Origin of the sequence: Xanthomonas euvesicatoria pv. euvesicatoria (assembly GCF_020880415.1) — a bacterium.
In the GTDB taxonomy this organism is placed as follows: domain Bacteria; phylum Pseudomonadota; class Gammaproteobacteria; order Xanthomonadales; family Xanthomonadaceae; genus Xanthomonas; species Xanthomonas euvesicatoria.
In genome coordinates, this window is sequence record NZ_JAJIUJ010000098.1 from 1 (window position 1) to 22,064 (window position 22,064).

At 65.3% G+C, this 22,064-nt stretch carries 19 protein-coding genes and 1 pseudogene; 6 read left to right on the top strand and 14 right to left on the bottom strand.

The genetic code is table 11. The features are described 5' to 3' along the window. Window positions 1–272 precede the first annotated feature (272 nt). From LN450_RS15925 to LN450_RS15965, 9 genes and pseudogenes are all read right to left on the bottom strand, one after another. Window positions 273–998, bottom strand: a complete 726-nt coding sequence (locus LN450_RS15925; RefSeq protein WP_007966703.1) for a YiaD family glycine zipper/OmpA-like lipoprotein — start codon at window positions 996–998, stop codon at window positions 273–275. Window positions 999–1,270: 272 nt separating this feature from the next. Continuing rightward, window positions 1,271–2,689 carry a cryptochrome/photolyase family protein gene (locus LN450_RS15930; RefSeq protein ID WP_041855040.1) on the bottom strand — a complete coding sequence of 473 codons (1,419 nt, stop codon included), beginning with the start codon at window positions 2,687–2,689 and terminating at the stop codon, window positions 1,271–1,273. 105 nt (window positions 2,690–2,794) lie between these two features. After that, a complete protein-coding gene (locus LN450_RS15935; RefSeq protein ID WP_003483586.1) occupies window positions 2,795–4,225 on the bottom strand; it encodes a replicative DNA helicase in 1,431 nt (476 codons plus the stop codon). Between the two features lie 221 nt (window positions 4,226–4,446). Then, the gene (locus LN450_RS15940) at window positions 4,447–5,001 is read right to left on the bottom strand and encodes an NADPH-dependent FMN reductase (RefSeq protein WP_011346938.1); all 555 of its coding nucleotides are present in this window, start codon (window positions 4,999–5,001) and stop codon (window positions 4,447–4,449) included. 170 nt (window positions 5,002–5,171) lie between these two features. After that, complete coding sequence (gene asnB, locus LN450_RS15945; RefSeq protein ID WP_011346937.1) at window positions 5,172–7,112, bottom strand: asparagine synthase (glutamine-hydrolyzing); 1,941 nt, start codon at window positions 7,110–7,112, stop codon at window positions 5,172–5,174. A 184-nt stretch (window positions 7,113–7,296) separates the two neighbouring features. Further along, window positions 7,297–7,935: a glutathione S-transferase family protein gene (locus tag LN450_RS15950; RefSeq protein ID WP_011346936.1), complete on the bottom strand. Its 639-nt coding sequence runs from the start codon at window positions 7,933–7,935 to the stop codon at window positions 7,297–7,299. Between the two features lie 126 nt (window positions 7,936–8,061). Continuing rightward, window positions 8,062–10,625: pseudogene (locus tag LN450_RS15955) on the bottom strand (DUF3857 domain-containing protein). Between the two features lie 61 nt (window positions 10,626–10,686). Beyond that, complete coding sequence (locus LN450_RS15960) at window positions 10,687–11,862, bottom strand: acyl-CoA dehydrogenase family protein (RefSeq protein WP_011346933.1); 1,176 nt, start codon at window positions 11,860–11,862, stop codon at window positions 10,687–10,689. Between the two features lie 143 nt (window positions 11,863–12,005). Beyond that, a complete protein-coding gene (locus LN450_RS15965) occupies window positions 12,006–12,797 on the bottom strand; it encodes a glycine zipper 2TM domain-containing protein (protein WP_011346932.1) in 792 nt (263 codons plus the stop codon). A gap of 145 nt (window positions 12,798–12,942) precedes the next feature. On the opposite strand from LN450_RS15965, the gene LN450_RS15970 reads away from it, so the two are divergent. Further along, complete coding sequence (locus LN450_RS15970) at window positions 12,943–13,158, top strand: DUF6116 family protein (RefSeq protein WP_011346931.1); 216 nt, start codon at window positions 12,943–12,945, stop codon at window positions 13,156–13,158. Further along, window positions 13,158–13,925, top strand: coding sequence for a TatD family hydrolase (locus LN450_RS15975; RefSeq protein WP_011346930.1), 768 nt, complete (start codon window positions 13,158–13,160; stop codon window positions 13,923–13,925). Before LN450_RS15970 ends, LN450_RS15975 begins: the two co-directional genes overlap by 1 nt. Window positions 13,926–13,981: 56 nt before the next feature. Here LN450_RS15975 and LN450_RS15980 read toward each other — a convergent pair whose 3' ends face one another. Beyond that, the gene (locus tag LN450_RS15980) at window positions 13,982–14,812 is read right to left on the bottom strand and encodes a tRNA threonylcarbamoyladenosine dehydratase (protein ID WP_011346929.1); all 831 of its coding nucleotides are present in this window, start codon (window positions 14,810–14,812) and stop codon (window positions 13,982–13,984) included. A gap of 74 nt (window positions 14,813–14,886) precedes the next feature. On the opposite strand from LN450_RS15980, the gene LN450_RS15985 reads away from it, so the two are divergent. Then, window positions 14,887–15,315, top strand: a complete 429-nt coding sequence (locus LN450_RS15985) for a cytochrome c (RefSeq protein WP_011346928.1) — start codon at window positions 14,887–14,889, stop codon at window positions 15,313–15,315. Between the two features lie 132 nt (window positions 15,316–15,447). Beyond that, window positions 15,448–15,927, top strand: coding sequence for a glycine zipper 2TM domain-containing protein (locus LN450_RS15990; protein WP_007966687.1), 480 nt, complete (start codon window positions 15,448–15,450; stop codon window positions 15,925–15,927). Window positions 15,928–16,065: 138 nt separating this feature from the next. Here the strand turns inward: LN450_RS15990 and LN450_RS15995 are convergent, their stop codons facing one another. Continuing rightward, entirely contained in the window at window positions 16,066–16,281 is a 216-nt protein-coding gene (locus LN450_RS15995) for a cold-shock protein (RefSeq protein WP_003483561.1), read from the bottom strand. A 227-nt stretch (window positions 16,282–16,508) separates the two neighbouring features. On the opposite strand from LN450_RS15995, the gene LN450_RS16000 reads away from it, so the two are divergent. Both LN450_RS16000 and LN450_RS16005 read left to right on the top strand, forming a co-directional pair. Further along, window positions 16,509–16,994, top strand: a complete 486-nt coding sequence (locus LN450_RS16000) for a DUF456 domain-containing protein (protein ID WP_011346927.1) — start codon at window positions 16,509–16,511, stop codon at window positions 16,992–16,994. Window positions 16,995–17,252: 258 nt separating this feature from the next. After that, window positions 17,253–18,386 carry a phospholipase A gene (locus tag LN450_RS16005; protein WP_039418084.1) on the top strand — a complete coding sequence of 378 codons (1,134 nt, stop codon included), beginning with the start codon at window positions 17,253–17,255 and terminating at the stop codon, window positions 18,384–18,386. A gap of 381 nt (window positions 18,387–18,767) precedes the next feature. Here the strand turns inward: LN450_RS16005 and LN450_RS16010 are convergent, their stop codons facing one another. The 3 genes from LN450_RS16010 to LN450_RS16025 form a co-directional block, all read right to left on the bottom strand. Then, window positions 18,768–19,406 (bottom strand): carbonic anhydrase, encoded by a 639-nt coding sequence (locus tag LN450_RS16010; RefSeq protein WP_029819060.1) that lies wholly within the window; start codon window positions 19,404–19,406, stop codon window positions 18,768–18,770. A 187-nt stretch (window positions 19,407–19,593) separates the two neighbouring features. Then, on the bottom strand, window positions 19,594–20,229 hold the full coding sequence (locus LN450_RS16015; protein ID WP_011346924.1) for a glutathione S-transferase family protein: 636 nt from the start codon (window positions 20,227–20,229) through the stop codon (window positions 19,594–19,596). 241 nt (window positions 20,230–20,470) lie between these two features. After that, entirely contained in the window at window positions 20,471–21,988 is a 1,518-nt protein-coding gene (locus tag LN450_RS16025) for a fumarate hydratase (protein ID WP_008571413.1), read from the bottom strand. Between the last annotated feature and the right edge of the window lie 76 nt (window positions 21,989–22,064).

The window sequence follows — 22,064 nt, forward strand, 5'->3', positions numbered from 1 at the left end:
TATCCCGCGATGGTGAGCGAGCAAGGGCCCTGCAGCAACGCTCAGATCCGCGCTTCGAAGTTCCACAGTTACGCCGACACATTCGCGCCGATGACGTGAGAAAGATCGAGACCTCAAAGCCGTGCAGACCAGCCGTTCTAGACCCAAGCGATTGGTTCGCTGGTCTTGATCACACCATGCAGCAAAAAAACAGGCCGCTTTCGCGGCCTGTGTTGCATACATCAGCACATCGCAGGTGAGTCATCCGACCCGCCACGATTCACTGCATCCCCTCAACGCATGCCGGTGTTGCTGGCCGCGCCTTCGGCACGCAACGGAATCAGGCGGATTTCGACGCGACGGTTCTTGGCGCGGCCGGCATCGGTGGTGTTGTCGGCAATCGGATAACGCTTGCCGGCGCCCATGGTTTCCATGCGCTCGCGCTGCACACCTTGTGCGGTCAGGTATTGCGCTACCGCGCTGGCGCGCTCTTCGGACAGGCGCTGATTCACCGCATCGCTACCGACGCTATCGGTATGCCCCACCACTTCCACCATGGTCTGGTTGTACTCGCGCAAGGTGGAGGCCACGCCGTTGAGCGCAGTGTAGAACTGCGGCTTCAATGCCGACTTGCCGAAGTCGAAGGTGATGCCATCGGGCAGGTTCAGGCTGATGTTGTCGCCCTGGCGTTGTACTTCGATACCGGTGTTGGCGGTGCGCTCACGCAGCGCGCGCTCCTGGCGGTCCTGGTACTGGCCGATTGCTGCGCCGCTCAGTGCACCGATGCCAGCGCCGACCATTGCGTGCTGACGACGCTCGGTGGCGCTGTCGCCGGTGAGCAGGCCTGCAGCCACACCAATGGCGGTACCGATCAGCGCATTGCGGCCGGTCCGATTCTGCTGTTGCGTCTGCTCGCCGTATTGGTCGCGCTGCACATACGAGCCGCCGGTGGCGCACGCGGACAGCGCAATGGCGCTGGCCAATGCAACGGCAAGACTCTTGGTGGCTGCTGGGGACATGGTGCTCTCCTATGGCCGGACCATCCGGCGCTCAATCGTGTGCGCGAGGATAAACAGGCCCACGCGACTGGCGCATGATGAAAACTGCCGCAACCCACGTGTAACGGGTGTGCCATTCAGGAAAACGTTTTCGGCGATGACGCGTACACGTGCGCCGCCACATCAGCCAGCGCACGCCAGTACACAGCGCGCATTCCATGCCCTGTTTCGCTCCTCAGACAGCGTTGCGTGCACCGTCCAGAAACAGGCACACGCGCATCGATCAGCAGCGACTAGGCGCGCGATTTCGCATACGCCGCCAACGCCGCATCGCGGCCCTCGGCCAAGCCGATGATCGGATTGCGCGGATACTCCGGTGCAAAGCGAGCCAGCGCCAATGGATGCAACCATGGCGCGAAGCGTTCCTTCACCGCGAGCTTGCCCAGCTCGGGCACCCAGCGCGTGATGTAGGTCGCATGCGGGTCGAATTTTTCTGCCTGCGTCACTGGATTGAACACGCGGAAATAGGGCGCCGCATCGGCGCCGGTACCGGCCACCCACTGCCAGCCCAGCGTGTTGTTGGCCAGGTCCGCATCGACCAGCGTGTCCCAGAACCAGCGCGCGCCTTCGATCCAGTGGATACGCAGATGCTTGCACAAAAAACTGGCGACGATCATGCGCACGCGGTTGTGCATCCAGCCGGTATGCCAGAGCTGACGCATGCCGGCATCGACGATCGGAATGCCGGTGCGGCCGCGTTGCCAGGCCTGCAATGCAACCGGATCGACCGTTGCCCAATCGAATCCTGCAAAGCGCGGGTTGAGATTCTGGTTGGTGGTGTCCGGGAAGTGATGCAGCAAGTGATACGCAAAGTCGCGCCAGCCCAGCTGCCGGATATAGCCATCGATTTCCGCGCCATTGCGCGCAGTGCGATGCGCCTCCAGGGTACTGGCAATCCGCCACGGCGCAATCTCGCCGAAGTGCAGATGCGGCGACAGTTGCGAGGTACCGACGCGATCGGGGCGATCGCGGTTTTCGCGATATCCCGACAACGCGCCGTCGATAAAGATCTCCAGCATTTCGTGCGCGCCGGCTTCGCCGGGCTGCCAGTGCTCCCAGAAGCCCTGGTCCCACTGCAGGCCCGGCACCAACTGCAGCGTGTCGAGCGCATCGGTCTTCAGGCTCGCAGGCAGCGGCGGCAGGCGACGCGGCGCATCCATGGCGGCGGGCAATTGCAGCTGCGTCAGCGCATTGCGCCAGAACGGGGTAAACACCTTGTAGGGGCCGCCCTGCTGCGTGGACAACTGCCATGGTTCGAATAGCAGCGCGGCATTGCAGCTCTGCACCTCGATGCCGCGCTCGCGCAGGTCGCGCTTGATCTGCGCGTCGCGCGGCTGCGTGGCCGGCTCGTATTTGCGGTTCCAGTACACCGCCACCGCACCGGTCTGCGCGATCACCTCATCGAGCACCTGCGCGCTGTCACCGGAGCGAATGACCAACCCACTGCCGAGCGCGCGCAGGGCACCGTCCAGCGCTGCAAGCGAGCGATGCCGCCAGGTGCGCGACGCGGCGCCAGGCGTCCATTCGCCCTCTTCGTGCGGCGCATCGATGTACAACGGAATCGGGTGATGCCCAGCATCGAGTGCGGCGCGCAAGGCCGGGTTGTCTTCCAGACGCAGATCGCGACGGAACCAGACGATGGCGTATGACATACGAGCTCGGCAGCAAACGGTGAGGCTGCGCAGCATAAGCCAGCGGGCGCAACGATGGCGCGATGCCGGGCGGTGGATGACCACCCGGCCGTTCCCCGGCAGCGCTTACTCGAAACTGCCCACCGAGTCGTGCGCCAGGTTGTCGAAGCGGGTGTACTCGCCGAAGAACTTCAGCTTGCACGAGCCGGTCGGTCCGCCGCGGTGCTTGCCGATGATGATTTCGGCCAGGCCCTTGTCCGGCGAATTTTCCTTGTTGTAGTAATCGTCGCGGTAGATGAAGACGATCATGTCCGCGTCCTGCTCGATAGCGCCCGACTCGCGCAAGTCCGCCATCACCGGGCGCTTGTCGGTGCGCGTTTCCAACGAGCGGTTGAGCTGCGACAACGCAATCACCGGCACGTTGAGCTCCTTGGCCAGGCCTTTCAGCGAGCGCGAGATTTCCGAAATTTCGGTCGCGCGGTTTTCGCTGTTGCCCGGCACCGACATCAGCTGCAGGTAGTCGATGACGATCAGGCCCAGGTCGTGTTCGCGCTTGAGCCGGCGGCACTTGGAACGCAGCACTTCCGGCGACACGCCCGGGGTGTCGTCGATGAAGATCTTGGTTTCCTTGAGCATCTTGATCGCGCCGGTCACGCGCGCCCAATCCTCGTCTTCCAGCGCACCGGTACGCAGGCGCTGCGCATTGATGCGGCCATTGGAGGAAATCAGGCGCATGGCCAACTGCGAGGCCGACATTTCCATCGAAAACACCGCCACGCCCTTCTTGGACTTGATCGCGGCGTATTCGGCAATGTTCAGCGCAAAGGTGGTCTTGCCCATCGCCGGACGCGCCGCCAGGATGATCAGGTCGGTCGGCTGCAGGCCGGCGGTCATCGCATCGAAATCGGTGTAGCCGGTCGGCAGGCCAGTGATGTTGCCGCCGTTTTCGAAGCGGTTGCGCAGCTCTTCGAAGGCATCCTTCAATGCCCCGGGCATGGCCACGAAGTCGGTGCGCCCACGCGCGCCTGCCTCGGCGATCTTGAACACGGCCTTCTCGGCCGAGGACAGCAACTCGACGCTGTCGCGCCCTTCCGGCTGAAAGCCGTCGTTGACGATGGTGGTGCCCACTTCGATCAACTGCCGCAGCACTGCCTTGTCGCGCACGATTTCCGCATACGCGGCGATGTTGGCCGCCGACGGTGTGGTGCTGGCCAGCTCGATCAGGTACGCACCATCGCCCACCTGCTCCAGCTTGCCCTGCGACTCGAACCATTCGCCCAGGGTCACTGCATCGAACGGGCGGTCCTTCTCGTTCAGTTCGCGAATCGCGCGGTAGATCAGCCGATGGTCGCGCCGGTAGAAGTCGTTTTCGGTGAGCTGGTCGTTGACGCGGTCGAACGCGTCCGGCGCCAGCATCAGGCCACCCAACACCGCCTGCTCGGCCTCGACCGAATGCGGCGGTACCCGCAACTGGTCCAGACGCGGCTCGGGACGATCGTAATCGTCGTCGTCGCGATCGCGACTGCGCTTGGAACGGAAACCAGGACGAGCGGACATGGACAAACAAACCTGACGCAGGGAGACGAGGGCAGGAAGCATAGTCATCGGCGCGGCCGGCGACCATGCACAACTCTGTGGATAACTGGTGTATAGCCGGTGCATCCACGTGCTACGCGCCGGCCGTCGCAGATGCCGAGACCCTTGCGCCGCTTGGGTTTCCGCCCTCGCCCAGGGCCCAACGGGGCGCCGCATTGACGTGCGGCGCCGCTGTGGTCAACTCAGCGCTTGAGGTGCCCGATCAGGCCCAGGAACTGGTCGATGAAGCCCTGCAGGAACTTGCGGCTGTCGGCGTTGGCGATCTGGTCGTCGGGCCCGAACAGGCCGTCCTTGTATTGCAGGAACACTTCCGGCTGGCCGAGCACCTGCATATCCAGATACGCCAGCACGTTACGCAAATGCTGCTGCGCGGTGGCAGTACCGATCGCGCCGACCGAGATGCCCACCACCGCCGCCGGCTTGCCGGCAAACGCGCTATCGCCGTAGGGACGCGAGCCGGTGTCGATGGCGTTCTTGAGCACGCCGGGAATGGAGCGGTTGTATTCGGGGGTGACAAACAGCACCGCATCGGCAGCGCGGATCTGCTGCTTCAGCCGCGTGCCTTCGGCGGGATAATCGCCGTCGCGGTCCTGGTTGTAGAGCGGGATATCGCCGATCTCCAGGTACTCGAACACGGCCTTGTCGCCGGCCAGGTGCTCCAGCGCGCGTGCCAGCTGGCGGTTATACGACTCGGCGCGCAGGCTGCCGACCAGCACGGCAATGGTGGGCTTGCTCATGGGGAATGCTCCGTGGAAACAGGGCCCCACCCTACCCAGCCGGATGCTCAGGGCCGGTGAAACGCCGCCGGCGTCTGTAGCGCAAGCGGCGGTGCGTGCACGCGAGCGCGGCACCGTCCAGAGGGGATTTCGCCCACGCCGGCCCGTGTGCAGACCACAACCTACAGGTGTCAGCGCACCACGGCCGCACGCTGTTCGCGCCAGTGTGCCTGCCATGCCTGGAACATCAGCACCGTCCATAGATGCGTATGCCATTTGCGCTCGCCACCGTTGAAGTCGCGCCACAGGCGGGCCACGCTGTCGGCGGCGAACACGCCTTCGCGCTGCAGGGCGCCGTGCGCCAGCAGATCGTCCGCCCAGCCGTGCAGGTCGCCACGCAGCCATGCGCTGACCGGGGCGCCGAAGCCGCGCTTGCCGCGGTACACCATTGCGTCCGGCAGGTAGCGGCACAGCACGCGCTTGAGCAGATACTTGCTCACTCCATCGCGATATTTCAGCGACAGCGGCAGCGACCACGCGAATTCGGCCACGCGCCAGTCCAGCAGCGGCGCGCGCGCTTCCAGCCCCACCGCCATGGTGGTGCGGTCCACCTTGCACAGCAGATCGTCCGGCAGGTAGGCGGCAAAATCGGCCAGCATCATCGCATCGGCCGGGGTGCCGGACCCATGCAGCGGGTCGGCCAGGCTGTAGAAACTGTCGGGCTCGGTGGCACCGAGCACCACCGCGGCCGGATCGCGCCAGCGCGAAATGCGGTTGCGGTAGATGTCGCCGATGCCACGTGCACCGGCCTCGGCCACCAGCGCGGCCAGGCCGCCAGTGCGCGAAGATTCGCCATTGCGACGCGCTGCCACCGCCATCAGGCGACGCAGCGGGCCCGGCACCAGGCCATGCATGCGCCAATTGCGCAGTGCGCGCTGATACCGTCCATAGCCGAAGAACAATTCGTCGCCACCATCGCCTGACAGCGCCACCGTGACCCCGCCGCGCGCCAGCCGTGCGACCAACGCCGTCGGCACTTGCGAGGCATCGGCGAAGGGTTCGTCGAACATGTCCGGCAGGCCCGGCACCACTGCCAGCGCATCGGCGCCGCTGACATACAGTTCGGTGTGGTCGGTGCGCAGATGCGTGGCCACTTCGCGCGCCAGCGGCGCTTCGTCGTGATGCGAACCTTCGAAGCCGATGCTGAAGGTGTGCACCGGCTGCGCGCTTTGTGCCTGCATCATCGCAGTGACGATGGACGAGTCGGTGCCGCCGGAGAGAAACACGCCCACCGGCACATCGGCCACCATGCGCAAGGCCACCGCATCGCGCAGTACGCTATCCAACTGCTCTTCGGCCTGCGCGTCGGTACCGGTGAACGGCGTCGCCAGCGCGCGCTGCATCGCCTCGCGGGCGTTCCAGAACGGTTGCTGCGCCTGATCGGGACGATGCGCGGCCGCGCCGGCTGCAACGGCTTGTGCATCCATGCGCAGCACGCGGCCGGGCATCAGCTTGAAGGTGTGCTCGTGGATGCAGGCCGGCGCCGGGATATAGCCCAGCCGCAGCAGCAGCGTGAGCGCATCGCGATCCACGCCGTTGTCGAAATCCGGATGCTGCCACAAGGCCTTGAGTTCGGAACCGAACACCAAGGTGTCGCCGGCCCACCCGTAGTACAGCGGCTTCTTGCCGACGCGGTCGCGGGCCAGGAACAGGCAGTTGTCGCGCTCGTCCCACAACGCAATGGCGAACATGCCGTTGCAGCGGGTCAACGTCTCGTCCAGGCCCCACTCCACCACGGCCGCCAGCAGCACTTCGGTATCGGAGTGGCCGCGGAAGCGATGCCCAAGCGCGGACAGCGCTGCGCGCAACTGCGCGAAGTTATAGACCTCGCCGTTGTAGGCCAGCACGTAGCGGCCGTCTGCCGAGCGCATCGGCTGATGGCCGAGCGGCGACAGGTCCAGAATGCTCAAGCGCTGATGCGCCAGCGCTACGCCGGCCTGTGCATCGCACCAGGTGCCGGCATCGTCGGGGCCGCGGTGGCGCAAGGCGGCCCCCATCGGCCGCACCAGCGCATCGAGCTGTTCGCCATGCAGGCGCGGCGAGGCCAGCAACATTCCTGCCAATCCGCACATCGTCAGCGCTCCTGCCGGCCGGCCACGGGTAAACGGGCGGCGCAGGCACGCGTGACGCCTTGGATCCGCGCAAGCAGGCGCACGGCGAATGGCGATGACGATGGCGATGCAAGAGAGCAGAGACAAGCGTCTGCCCGGCACGCAGCGGTATGGCCATCAGCCACGTGCAGATCGCGCAGACAGCTCATGCCGCCACCGATGCAGCTGCCGGCATCGGCACGAAACGCGGTAAGCCCTGCACGCGTTGTATCCACGCACCAATCGCGGGCAAGCGCTCCAGATCGAAACCGCCGTCTTCGGCGCAATGGGTGTAGGCAAACAGTGCGATATCGGCGATGCCGTAGTCGCTGCCGGTGAACCAGGTGTGCTGCTGCAGATGCTGCTCCATCACCGCCAGCGCCTGCTCGCCCCGCGCGCGCAGCTGCGGCAACTCGGCGCGGCGTGCGGCATCGCGCGGCGTCCACAGGCTGATGAACCGCGCCACTGCCACATATGGCTCATGGCTGTATTGCTCGAAGAACATCCAGCTCAATGCCTGCGCGCGCTGCCACGCATCGGTGGGCAGATACGGCGTGCCTTCGGCCAGCCAGAACAGGATCGCGTTGGATTCGGTCAACACGCGGCCATCGTCGCGCTCGACCATCGGCACCTTGCCGTTGGGGTTCTTGGCCAGATATTCGGGCGTGCGGGTCTGCCCGGCCACGCTGTCCACCTCGACCCAGTGATAGCGGCTACCCAACTGTTCCAGCAGCAGGCGCACCTTGTAGCAATTGCCGGAACTGGACATGCCATGGACGGTCAACGGGGGACGCACGCTCGACATCTGGCTGGCTCCGCGGCAGCAACGAGGGGGCTGGCAGTGTCACAGCCCCGCGTGCCTTTGCAAAGCCCTGCACGCAGCAGCGGCGCACCGATGCCAGGGTTGCGTGCACTGCCGCGCCGACCTGCGTCAGGTCAAGGCCACCACCGCCACCGGCACACTCAACACCGCGATCAGGACGCCCAGTGCCGCCACCGTCAGCGCCCAGGCGCCGAACGCACGCGTGCGCGCACAGCCGGCAGCGGCGGCAACGGCCTGCACCGAGCAGACCGACCACCACAGCGCCCCCAGCATCAGCAGCAAGATGCATGTCGCCAGTTGCGCCATGCCGGCCGGATCGGTCGCGCCGGTGCGCAGCAATGCAACCTGGCCCTTGAGCGCGACCACGGCCGCCAGCAGGCATACCAACCACGGCAAGGCGCAGCCGGCCATCGCCGGCAACACCTGCCCAAGCTGGGCGCCGCTGCCCATCCACCGCAGGATCTGCTTGAGCAGCACGCATCCCAGCAAGGCGATTGCAACCACGACAATGACCCCACCGGCCTTGGCCCATAGCGGCAGCGCGTGCAGCCACACCCATGCCGACAGCAGCGTGGTCGCCGCAAACACCGCCCAGGCGCTCCAGCGCAACCGCGCATGCTGCGGCATCCGGGCCACGGTGGCATGTGGATCGAACATGATTCCGCCCAGGCCACCGCCGCGCCACCAGAAAAAGCACGCCACCAGCAACGACACCAGGGCCACCAAGCCGGCCAGCGGGTAGCCGAGCGCGCGCCAATCGGGAGGCTGCGTGCGCCGCTGCGGCCTGAGATCGTGATTGAAGTACAGCAGGTCGCGCGCGCGTTCCATGTCGGCAGCCGCGCGCGTCACGCCGTTGGCCGGAATACGGTCGGTGAAGCGCTGCCACTCGCCCACGATGACCAGCTTTCCCTCGCGCATCGCGATGCTGCGCGAAAAGCGGAACCACGGATTGGCGACCACTTGGGTGTCTGCCTCCACCTGGGTCGCCGGGTCGCTGTGCACGCGCACGGTCTGCCGCGCCAGCCGCGGTCCGCCCAGTGCCAGCGGGCTCTTGCGCGCCTCTTTCGGTAACGCATCCATCCATTCGCCAAGCTGGAACAACGGGAAACCCAGCTCATCGCCCTCCTTCGCTGGCCACTCCAGCCGGTAGGCCTCGTGCGTGCGCACATTCAGCGGGTCGGCAGCGTCGATGCGCTTGGCACGCTCACCTGGGTCAGCGCGGTGTAGTACTGCTGCATGAATTCCAGATAGTGCTCGCCCACCGTCTGCGCACCATCGTCGTCGAAGCTACCGGCGACACGCTCGCCGCGGCCCTGGCGATAGATGGTGTCCACCGTGAAGCTTGCCCAGCGCTGCGGCTTGCGCAGCGAAATGGAGATTTCTTCGTTCACTTCGATCTGCGGCAACGCGGGCATCGGCGCAGGCACTTCAACCAATGTGTCCTGCCCTGCAATCACGGGCAATCCGCGCACGAACGGCAGTGGCCGCCGCTGTGCCAACGGGCCCTCTTCGCGATCGCGCGTGGCATCCACCCACACCTCGCCCTGCGGCAGATGCGCACGCACCACCACATGATCGAAGGCGTACGGACTGGGCAACCGCTTCTCCAGCCCATGCCCCTTGTCGCTGTTGACCAGCACCGGCTCGGCGCGGATGCCGGCCAGCTGCAATAGTGCGATCAGCAGCGTCGCCTTGTCTTTGCAGTCGCCGTAGCGGTTGCGCAGCGTTACTTCGGGCGCGTGCGGGGCGTGCGAGTTTTCGCCCATGTCCAGGCCGACGTAACGGATCTCGCCCTGCACAAACGCCACGGCGCGCAACAACGCGCCCTGCGGGTCGTCGCTGCGCAACCCCAGGCTCTGCGCCATCTTGGCGGCCACCTGCGTCTGGTTGAATGCACGCGGATACAGCTGCGCCGCCCAGGCCGCCACCGCACCCCAACTGCCGGCGGTGGACACTTCGATCACGCCATATGGGTCCACATCGTCGGGCGCGTCTTTTTCTTCCTGCACTGCGGCGATGTTGCTGGCCCCGATATCCAGTTGCGTCACCCCATCGAGCGTGCGCACGTTCCGGCCAAACCCCGGCGCGCTGATGCGCCACTGCAGCGGCATGTCGGCCCGATAGCGCACACGTACCCGGCGCTCGCCCAGCGGCACGCCGTAGCGCGCTTCGAACACGTCGTAATAGCCTTTGCCGAACACCGGATTGCTGCCACTGATGGTCACGCCATAGTCAACGCGATCGCCCACGCGCAGATCCGGCAAGGTGATCGACAGCGTCAGCGCACCATCGATCAGGCCGTTCTCCAGCCCGCTTTCGCGCCGCAATCTGGCGTAGTGCGCCTGCGTGCGCATATCGATACGCTTGCCGGCGCGCCAGACCTCCAGGCTGTTGAGTTCCAGCTGCTGGTACTGCGGCTGGTAGTCGATGGAAATCTGCCCGGCTTCCTCCAGGCTTTTGGCCCGTTGCACGGTGTAGCTGAGCCGGCGGTAAGCCTGCGGCACGCGGCCGGTCAGATTGATCTGGTCGGACACCAGTTCATAGCGCAGCCCGGCAGCGCCAGGCACGCTATCGGGAACGGCGTCGGCCACCACCCAGCCCGGCGTGGGCGCCATACGTGGCGCCTCATTGGCCCGTGCTGGCACGATCCCGGCGCCGGCCAACAACCACATCGTGCAGAAGACGCCGCACAGGCGTCGCATCACATCCCTGCTGATCAAGCCCCACTCCTCGTCAAAACGCATTGAGTCCTGTCAGCGCACGGCCCACCACCAGTTGATGCACGGTTTCGGTGCCTTCGTAGGTGATCACCGATTCCAGGTTCAGCGCATGCCGGATCGCCACATGCTCGGTGGTGATGCCGGCCGCGCCCAGCAGGTCGCGGCATTCGCGCGCCACATCCAGCGCCATGCGGCAATTATTCCATTTTGCCAGCGAGATCTGCTCCGGCTGCAGCGTCCCGGCGTCCTTCAAGCGCCCGAGCTGCAAGGCGAGCAGCTGGGCGGTGGCAATCCGCCGCGCCATGTCGGCCAGTTTGATCTGCGCGCTTTGCGTGGCGGCCAGCGGCCGGCCGAACAGGATGCGCTCGCCGGCATAGGCCAGCGCCTCGCGCAGGCAGGCCATCGCCGCCCCGATCGCGCCCCAGGCAATGCCGTAGCGTGCCTGGTTGAGGCAACTCAGTGGCGCCTTCAAACCGGCCGCCCGCGGCAACCGCATCTGCTCGGGCACGAACACATTGTCCAGGAACAGGCCCGAGGTGACCGACGCACGCAGGCTCATCTTGTGGCTGATGTCGTGCGCGCTGAAGCCGGCGCTGTCGGTCTTGACCAGAAAGCCGCGCACGCCATCGTCGGTATGCGCCCAGATGATTGCCAGCCCCGCGATGCTGCCGTTGGTGATCCACAGCTTGGCGCCATTCAAGCGCCAGCCATCGCCCTCGCGCACCGCGCGGGTGGTCATCGCAGCTGGGTCCGACCCGCCCTGCGCCTCACTGAGGCCGAAACAACCGATGACCCGGCCGGCGGCCATTTCCGGCAGCCAGCGCTGCCGCTGTTCGTCGCTGCCGTAGGCGTGGATGGGGTACATGCACAACGACGATTGCACGCTGACGAAGCTGCGCAGGCCGCTATCGCCGCGCTCCAGTTCCTGGCAGATCAGTCCGTAGCACACCGCGCCCAGGCCTGCACCGCCGTCGCGCGGCGGCAGGCTGGCACCCAGCAACCCCAGTTCCGCCAGTTCCGGGATCCACTCGCGCGGAAAGCGTCCGGCATCGAAGGCATCGCCGATGGCCGGCACCACCCGCGTATCGGTAAAGCGCGCGACAGCGTCCTGCACCGCCCGCTCTTCGTCGGTGAGCAGCGCGCGTACATCGAACAGGTCATCGGGGCGCACCGGCATGTTGGCTTCCATCGCAAGCTGAAAGCTCGATTATCTGCCAGTTGCCGGCCGAACATGGCAGTGCACCCGTGCGGCAATGGCGCAAACGAAAAGAGCCGGCATTGCCGGCTCTTTTCTCACTGCTGCGCTGACTGCGCGGCGCGGCGGCTTACACGTTACTGCCGGGTGCTCAAGCCGTCCTGGCGCACGTTGGAATCGCCCGCCGTCGATGCCATCTGGGTCACCAGTTGGCCATCGACCACCGGCAGCCGGTCGCTGGTGGGCTTATCGTTCATGCGCACGGTCTTTTCAAATCCGTCGTAGCGGTAGGTGACGTCATAGGCCACCACGTTGTCGGCGTCGCCCAGCGAGATGCGTTCGCCCGGCTTGCTGTCCATGCGCATGGTGCCGGTGGTGCCGTCGGCATTGCGATAGGTCACGTCGTAGCCCACCACGCGCGAGGACTGCGAGTTGGCATTTTCAGTATGGCATTGACGCTCGGTGCGATCGACGACCCGGCCACCGACGTGGTTGCGGTCGATGCGGTTACCGATGAAGCCGCCGCCCACCGCGCCTGCGGCAGTCGCCAGCTTGCGGCCGTTGCCGCCACCGACCTGGTTGCCGATCAGGCCGCCGATGACCGCACCGGCCACGGTGCCGCCGACGTTACCGTCGCGCTCGGGCAGACGCTCCTGCACCACGACATCGCGGCACACCTCACGTGGCGAGGTACTGGTGGTGGTTTCGCGGATGGCGTTGCTGTTGATCACCTGCGCGTATTGCGGCTCGCGCTGGGTGATGGGAGCAACCTTGACCACATCGGCATATTCCAGGCCGCGCGGCGCCGGCTGGCCGTTGGCGACAAAATCGCCGGACGATGGGCGGTTATTCATGAAGGCGGCAGTGGCGACGCCTCCGACCAGCAAGGCACCAGCAGCGACCAGTATAGTTGTCGTATTGCTCTTCATTACCAGCTCCCTGCGGACGCACCGCGTTGTTGACGGCCGTGATTCCAGCATGGGAACCCTGAACGAAAAGGCGCTCGCTCATGAACACGACGGTTAAGTTCAGCTAGCGGTTACTTCATGCATCTCTAACAGCCGGAGCATTCGCATGCGAAATCCCTTGACCGCACGCGCGCTGGACTGGGCCAGCACGCTGCGCTATCCCACCTTGTTCAAGTTGGCTGCGGCGCTGTTTCTGATCGACGTGGTGATGCCGGACCCGATCCCGTTCCTGGACGAAGTGCTGTTCGGCCTGACCACGCTGCTGCTGGCCAACTGGAAAACCCGCAAGGCGCCGATGCCGGCACCGGCGCGCCGCGACTGATGCAGTTGATCGACAGCCATTGCCATCTGGATGCAGGCGAATTCGACCACGACCGCGCGGCGGTGATCGCGCGCGCGCGCGCTGCGGGCGTCATGCAGCAAGTGGTACCGGCGATCACTGCTGCCAGCTGGCCGGGCCTGCGTGCGGTCTGCGATCAGGCACCTGGTCTCTACCCCGCTTATGGCCTGCACCCACTGTTTCTGGACCAGCACCGCCCCGAACACCTGGAGCTGCTGGCCGAGTGGATCGAACGCGAGCGGCCCTGCGCGATCGGCGAATGCGGCCTGGACTTTTTCGTCGACGGATTGGATGCGCAGGCGCAGCGCGCCTATTTCGATGCTCAGTTGCAGTTGGCCAAGCGCTTCGACCTGCCGCTGATCGTGCATGCCCGCCGCGCCACCGAAGAGGTCATCGCCCGTATCAAGGCGATAGGTGGCCTGCGCGGCGTAGTGCACAGCTTTGCCGGCAGCCCCGAGCAGGCGCAGCAGTTGTGGAAACTGGATTTCATGATCGGCCTGGGCGGCCCGGTGACCTACCCGCGTGCCAATCGCTTGCGAAGGCTGGTCGCCAGCATGCCGCTGCAGCACCTGCTGCTGGAAACCGACGCGCCGGATCAGCCTGACGCCGGCAACCGCGGCCAACGCAACGAGCCGGCGTATCTGCGCACGGTATTGGACTGCATCGCCCAGCTCCGCGGGCAAGACCCTGCGCACATTGCCGCGCTCACGTCGGCCAACGCACGCAACCTGTTCGGCCTACGGCGCTGAGCGCAGCGTACGCATCAGCGCGAGCGCCCGGTCAGCACGACAGCGCGCAGGCAACATCACGACGCCGCAACCGCCTCGGCTGCCGGCGCCGCGGCCTTAGGCTTGGGCTTGAGCAACATCTCCAGCGCCTTGCCCACTGCCACGAATGCAAAGGTGCCGGTGATATGCGTGGCCGCGCCCAGCCCTGCCCCGCAATCCAGCTTGAGCGTGGCATCGGCATCGAGCTGCGGGCGGATGCCGCAAACGCTGCCATCGGCCTGCGGGTATTTGACGTTTTCCAGCGAATACACCGCGGGCACGCCAAAGTAGCGCTGCGGGTTCTTGGGAAAATTGAATTCGCTGCGCAGCTTCTTGCGGATCAGCGCCAGCATCGCATCGTGCTCGGTGCGCGAGACATCGCGCACGCGCACCAGCGTTGGGTCGGTGCGCCCGCCCGCCGCGCCCACGGTCAGCAGCGGCAACTTGCGCCGACGGCACCAGGCGATGGTTTCCACCTTGACCCGAAAGCTGTCGCAGGCATCGATCACCAGGTCGAATTCCTCACCCAGCAAGGTCTCGATATTGCCCGAGGTCAGGAAAGCCTCGACCGCGTCGGCTTCGATGTCCGGGTTGATCGCCACGCAGCGTTCGGCCATCGCGCGGGCCTTGCTGCGACCGTACTGACCAGCCAGCGCCGGCAACTGCCGGTTGGTGTTGGACACGCACACGTCATCGGCATCGATCAGGCGAATGTGCCCCACCCCGGTGCGGGCCAGCGCCTCGACCACCCACGAGCCCACCCCACCCATGCCGACCACCGCCACGCGGCACGCCGACAGGCGCTCGACGGTGCCGACCCCATACAGCCGGTCGATACCGGCAAAGCGTTCACGCCATTGTGCTTTCATCGGCCTATTTTACGCGCCCCGTCCAGGGCGCGCCCACGCTGCCGCAACGAACGTTGCGTCCCAGGAGCCACCTCATGCACGCCCCGCCTCCCACCCAATCCCGCGCGGCCCGCTACGCCTTCATGCTGGTGCTGGGCCTGCTGATCGGCCTGGTCGCCACGGTCATGGTGGCCAACGCACTACAGGCGCGACGCGACCCGGTGCCCGACAGCCTGATGCAGATCATGGCCTACCAATTACGCGCATTGCGACCGGGCGAAGGCGTCGCCTGCGCGCCGGCGCAGCAACAGCGACGGCTGCAATCGTTGCGCCTGCTGGCCGACGAAGTCGAGCCGGCCTTCCCTGCAATTGGCGAGGACCGCCGCTTCGGCGAGCACGCACAGGCATTGCGTGCCGCGCTGGATCAGGCCCAGGGCGTAACGCTGACCGATTGCAGTCAGCTGGGCCAACTCCACACCCGCATCTCCGATGCCTGCGAGGCCTGCCATCGCGACTTTCGCTGAGGTTGGATGAATACGACGCTCGGGTTTCGTTAAGCCTGCAGTGTCGCAGTTGGCAGGCCGTTCACCTGGACCATCACAGGATGGCGTCGCCGCGGCCCCGGCCGCCTTTTCGAACCACCCCGGAGAGATCTCATGAAAACCCGACTGCTCGTCATTGGCCTGGCTGCAACCGCGACCCTGGTTGGCTGCGCCACCTCACAGCCCCAGTACGGCAGCTATCGCGGCGACCGCGGTTATGACCAGGGCTACTCGCAGACGCAGCGTTGCGTGGATTGCGGCATCGTCACCCGGATCGACGAAGTCGGCCCGACCCGCACCGCGCCGACCGGCACTGGCGCCGTGCTGGGCGGCATCGTGGGCGCGGTGGCCGGCCGCCAGATTTCCAAGGAAACCGGCGGCAGCACGGGCAACAAGAATGTTTCGGCCGTCGCCGGTGCCGCTGCCGGCGCGCTGGCAGGTAACGCCATCCAGAACAATGTCACCAGTTCCAGCTTCGACGTGCAGGTGCGCATGGACGACGGCCGCGTGATCGTGGTCAACCAGCGCGACCTGGCTGGCGTGCGCGAGAATGCGTACGTGCGCGTGGTCAACGGCAAGGTCGTGTTGCGCTGATCCATCGGCTCGGCGGCACAGACGCAGCGCCAATGCGTCGCCAGTTGGCAAGGGCCGCGGACAACACGGTTGCAGACAACAAAAAGGCCCGGTGACGGGCCTTTTTGTTGCGTGGCTGATGCGCTCCGCGCAACCGGCTCAGACCACCTGCACTGCATCGGCCTGCAAGCCCTTCTGGCCTTGCACGACCGTGAAGCTGACCTTCTGACCTTCCTTGAGACTCTTGAAGCCCTGGATCTGGATCGCGCGGAAATGCACGAAGACGTCTTCGCCATTTTCGCGGCTGATGAATCCAAAGCCCTTGGCATCGTTGAACCACTTCACGACACCATTTTCGCGTTCGATGTTGGACATCTCGACTGACTCCCTACGACACTGTGATGGACTAGCGGTGGTGGCTGTGATTGCAAGGAGGAAGCGAGGTACAAGGATGTAGCGGATCAGGCGATCTACCGCATCAGGCCACGATTCACGGTGACCTTTGCAAACAGCAGCGGCTGCAACTTAACCCGCACAAAATGAATTTTCAAGCACCTCTTGCGCCTTTTTGTCAAGCCTGAATTAGGACCTGCGTAACCATCATGGACACTGCCGTCGTTTACTACGTCTTGGCCACAGCGCTGGTGCTGATCGGCCTGGCTGGGGTCATCCTGCCGGCCCTGCCGGGCCTGCCCCTTGTGTTCGCCGGCCTGCTGGTCGCCGCCTGGGCCGACCATTTCACCCACATCGGCTGGGTGACGCTGGTCGTGCTGGGGTTGATCACCGCGCTGTCGTACCTGGTGGACTTCCTGGCCACGCTGTACGGGGCGCAGCGGGTAGGTGCCAGCAAACTGGCGTTGTGGGGTTCGGTCATCGGGGGCATTGCAGGCATTTTCTTCATGCCGATCGGGCTGTTCGTCGGTCCGTTCACTGGCGCCTGGCTTGGCGAGTATTACCAGACACGCAAGTCCGGCCAGGCCACCAAGGTCGGTCTCGGGACCTGGGTGGGCATCATGCTCGGCACCGCCACCAAACTGGCGCTTGGCCTGTGCATGCTGGGCGTGTTCGCTATCGGCTGGTTTTTCTAGGGCTCTGGAACGGCTCCACGGCGGTGACGCGCTCCTAGTCCAGGACGCGCGTAACAGCCACATGCGCTCACTCCGCTGACGCGTCGCAGCCACATTCCATGCGCATACCCGCTCCACGGCAACACGTCGCAGGCACAGACTGAGCGACCGAATTCGATCGAATGTTATGTCGCCGTGTACACACGGCGTATGCAGACGCGACCGTTAAGCTGCGCATCTCTGCGCCTGCCTGGCGCCTTTCCCTCGGCCAGACTGCCCATGTCCAAGCACCACACCCGCCCCCTGATGCTGATCGCACTGGCCGCCGCGCCATTGGCCCATGCGCAGGAAATCGCACCGCAGCCGGCCTCGCCGCAAGCCTGCACCTCGGTGACGTCCGATGCCGCTCGCCTGGCCTGCTACGACAAGGCACTGGGCTACACGCCGCAGCAAACTGCGGAGGCAGATGCCGCCGCGCAATTGGCCAAGCAAAAGGAGACCAAGCCCGACGATACGCGCACCATCAGCCGGGTCGGCGATTTCTTCCGCGCCGACGGCCAGGACCAGCCGAAAGAAGAAGCCGTGGCCAATGCCGGCCGTGGCTCCTTGCTGGACCGACGCTGGGAACTGGCCAAGGACTCCAAGCTGGGCACCTTCCAGCTGCGCGGTTACAAGCCGGTGTACCTGTTGCCGGCATTCTGGACCAGCGACACCAACCGCACCCCGCAGTCGCCCAATCCGGCCAACTCGGTCAACACGCCGCAGCAGCTGGATAGCACCGAGCTCAAGTTCCAGCTCAGCTTCAAGACCAAGGTGGTGGAAGACCTGTTCGGCGACAACGGCGATATCTGGATGGGCTACACCCAGAGCTCGCGCTGGCAGGCCTATAACGCCGATGCGTCGCGCCCGTTCCGCGAGACCAATTACGAGCCCGAAGCGATGCTGGTCTTTCGCAACAACTACAGCATCTTCGGCTGGAAGGGCCGCATGAGCGGCATCAGCCTCAATCACATGTCCAACGGGCGCGCCGACCCGCTGTCGCGCTCGTGGAATCGGGTGATCCTGAACTTCGGACTGGATCGGGAGAACTGGGCGCTGACACTGCGCCCGTGGTTCCGTATCAAGGAAGACCGCGCCGACGACAACAATCCTGATATCGAGGATTACATGGGCCGCGGCGATGCGACGCTGGTGTACAACAAGGATGGTCACGAATTCGCGCTGATCGCACGACATTCGCTGCGTGGCGGCGACCGCTCGCACGGTTCGGTGCAGCTGGACTACGGCTTCCCCATCACCAACCTGTTGCGCGGCCATGTGCAGGTATTCGATGGCTACGGCGAAAGCATGATCGACTACAACCACAAGGCAACCTACATCGGTGTGGGCGTGTCGTTGCTGGAGTGGTTCTAAGCGCAGCTCACAAAACCACTGCGCTCACCGCCGGCCGCATGCGGCCGGTGCGCGGAATGGCATGTACGACTCGTACACTGCCATTCCTGTGCGCCATCCTCGTGGCTGGCGACTCCACTACGTTTTGTGAGCCGCTGTCGGCGCGGCGCCTAGTTGCGGCAACCCACGACCGGCGCTGATGTCAGCTGAATTCGCGTACGCCGTGGTCCCGGCGCATCATGCGCCGGAGTTAATCGACACGCCGCACTGAGTCAATCCAATCAAAAAGCCGGCATGCGTGCATGCCGGCTTTCTTGTTCTTTTAAACCCTGTCTGCAAGACACTTGGGACTCCCCACAGCTGCGGCAACACCGCTGTTGCCGCGGCTTTCTTGCAATCGACTCAGACGTCGAAAAAGTCCACCTTGCCGTCCTGCAAGGTGTAGTACGCACCGACCACGCGCACGTTGCCGGCACGCAATGGTTCGAGCAACGCAGGCTCCGATGCCGCGCGCAAGCGATCGACGGTACGTTTGACGTTGGCCTTGACCGAGTCGGCCAGCAGGTCGGTACCGCCCTTGGCCTTGGCGGTCAGCACCGCCGGAACGATCGGCTCGATCATCGAGCCGATTGCGCCCGGGAAGAACGTGTTGTTCTCCACGACCGACACTGCCGCCGCCACCGCACCGCAGCTTTCGTGGCCCATCACCACCACCAGCGGCACGCCGAGCTGGCTGACCGCATATTCGATCGAACCGAGCGCGGTGGTGTCGACAGTATTGCCGGCGTTGCGGACGATGAACATTTCGCCCAGGCCGCGGCCGAACAGCAACTCCGGCGGCACGCGCGAATCCGAGCACGACACCAGGATGACGAACGGGGTCTGGCCCAGCGCAAGCTCCAGGCGGCGCTTGCTGTCGGAGATCACTTTCTTGGGGCGGTTTTCGACGAACGCGTTGTTGCCGTCACGCAGAATCTGCAGCGCCTGCTCGGCATTCAAATCGGTTTTCTTGGACGGCGCCGCGCGCAAGGCGAACGGCAGGGATGCGGCAGCGGCCGCGATCGGCGCGCAACAGGCGCACTGAAGCAATTTTCGACGCGATGCGGAATGCGACATGGACGAGCCCCCTGCTCTGTGGTTGGTGACGCGATCGTACTATGTGGCGGACGCGACCAAACGGGCCGGATGGAGCGTCTGCGATCAAAAGACGCAGTCCGCGGGCGCAGGTTCAGGTCCAGTCCGTCAGGCCCTCCCGGCGATAGGTTTCCTGGAACGCTGGGCGCGCCTTCATCCGCATTGCATGCGCCCGCAGCGCAGGCCAGGTATCGGTCGGCCGCGGCATGTTGCGCGACCAGCGCATCAGCATGGTCAGCATGAAGTCGGCCGCAGACACGGTTTTGCCGAGCAGATATGGGCCGTGGGCCTGCAGATGCGCATCGACCTGGGTCCAGGCCGCTTCGAGCTTGCGGCGGGCGTGCATCTGCGCCGCCTCGGCCTGCCCGGCCCCGGCCGGCTCGCTCGGGTAGAACCAGGCGCGGTACGCCGGCTGCAGGGTGTTGGCGCAGAAGAACATCCACTTGTAGTACGCCGCACGCTCCGGCGTGCCGACTGCCGGGGCCAGCCCGGCCTGCGGATGCAGATCGGCCAGCTGCAGCACGATGGCTGCGGCTTCCGTGAGCACTTGACCATCGAGCACCAGCGTGGGCACCACGCCGGCGGGGTTGAGCGCCAGATACTGCGGCGATTTGTGCTCGCCGCGTTCGAAATCCAGCGGGTGCAGTGCGTGCGGAATATCCAGTTCGATCAGCAGCCAATGCACCACCAACGCTGCGGTGCTGGGGGAGTGGTACAGCGTGGCGACCATGCGGGCTCCGGGATCCGTAGGAACAGGCGCGCGAGGCGGGCAAAGCCTGCGCGGCTCACGGCGATTGTGGTTGTTTTTACCGGGCTGTCGAAGACCTGTGTGGTGCAATCACCGCTGCGCCGGCGCGCGCACCGACATCACGACGCCCTCCACACGATGCCGCATGCGCGCATCGTCCCTGCAGCTCACCGGCACCGGCCACACCCGCGCAACGGCGGTGCAGCCGGCTCGATCGCCGCCGTTACTCCACCACCACCGGAATCTTGCCGATGCGCGACTGCCATTGCCGCGGGCCGGTCTTGTGCACCGACTCGCCGCTGGAATCCACCGCGACCGTCACTGGCATGTCCTTGACCTCGAATTCGTAGATCGCCTCCATGCCGAGGTCCTCGAACGCCAGCACGCGGGCGGCCTTGATCGCCTTGGACACCAGATACGCAGAACCACCGACCGCCATCAGGTAGACGGCCTTGTTGTCGCGGATCGCCTCGATCGCCGCATCGCCACGCTCGGACTTGCCGACCATGCCGAGCAGGCCGGTCTGCTCCAGCATCTGCCTGGTGAATTTGTCCATGCGCGTGGCGGTGGTCGGGCCAGCCGGGCCGACGACTTCGTCGCGCACCGGATCGACCGGGCCGACGTAGTAGATGAAGCGATTGGTGAAATCCACCGGCAGGGTTTCGCCGCGGTTGAGCATGTCGATCATGCGCTTGTGCGCGGCATCGCGGCCGGTCAGCAGCTTGCCGTTGAGCAGGATCACTTCGCCCGGCTTGAAGCTGGCCACTTCTTCCTTGCTGATGGTGTCCAGATTCACCCGGCGCGCATTGGTCGGGTTGTAGGTGAGTTTGGGCCAGTCTTCCAGCGACGGCGGATCCAGCATCACCGGGCCGCTGCCATCCAGGGTAAAATGCGCGTGGCGGGTGGCCGCGCAGTTGGGGATCAACGCCACCGGCAAGTTGGCGGCGTGGGTCGGATAATCCTTGACCTTGATATCCAGCACGGTGGTCAGGCCGCCCAGGCCCTGCGCGCCGATGCCCAGCGCGTTGACCTTTTCGTACAGCTCAAGCCGCAGCTCTTCGGCACGGTTGGAGGCGCCGCGCGCCTGCAGGTCGACGATGTCGATCGGTTCCATCAACGCTTCCTTGGCCAGCAGCATCGCCTTTTCGGCGGTGCCACCGATACCGATACCGAGCATGCCCGGCGGGCACCAGCCGGCGCCCATGGTCGGCACGGTCTTGAGCACCCAATCGACGATGGAATCGGACGGATTGAGCATGGCGAACTTGCTCTTGGCCTCCGAACCGCCGCCCTTGGCCGCGACGATCACTTCCACATGGTGGCCGGGCACGATCTTGGTGTTGACCACTGCCGGCGTGTTGTCGCGGGTGTTGGTGCGTTTGCCGGCCGGATCGGCCAGCACGCTGGCGCGCAGCTTGTTGTCGGGATGGTTGTAGGCACGGCGCACGCCTTCGTTGACCATGTCTTCCACACCCATGGTGGCGTCGTCCCAGCGCACGTGCATGCCGATTTCCAGGAACACGGTGACGATGCCGGTGTCCTGGCAGATCGGGCGGTGGCCCTCGGCGCACATGCGCGAATTGATCAGGATCTGCGCAATGGCGTCCTTGGCGGCCGGCGATTCTTCGCGCTCGTAGGCGGCGGACAAATTCTTGATGTAGTCGACCGGGTGGTAGTAGCTGATGTACTGCAGCGCATCGGCGACGGACTGGATGAGGTCTTCCTGCTTGATCGAGGTCACGGCTGGCTCTACGGCTGGCGGGGGTGCAATCCGGGCATTTTAGAGCAAACCGCAGGCGCGTCCGGCGGCGGCGTCT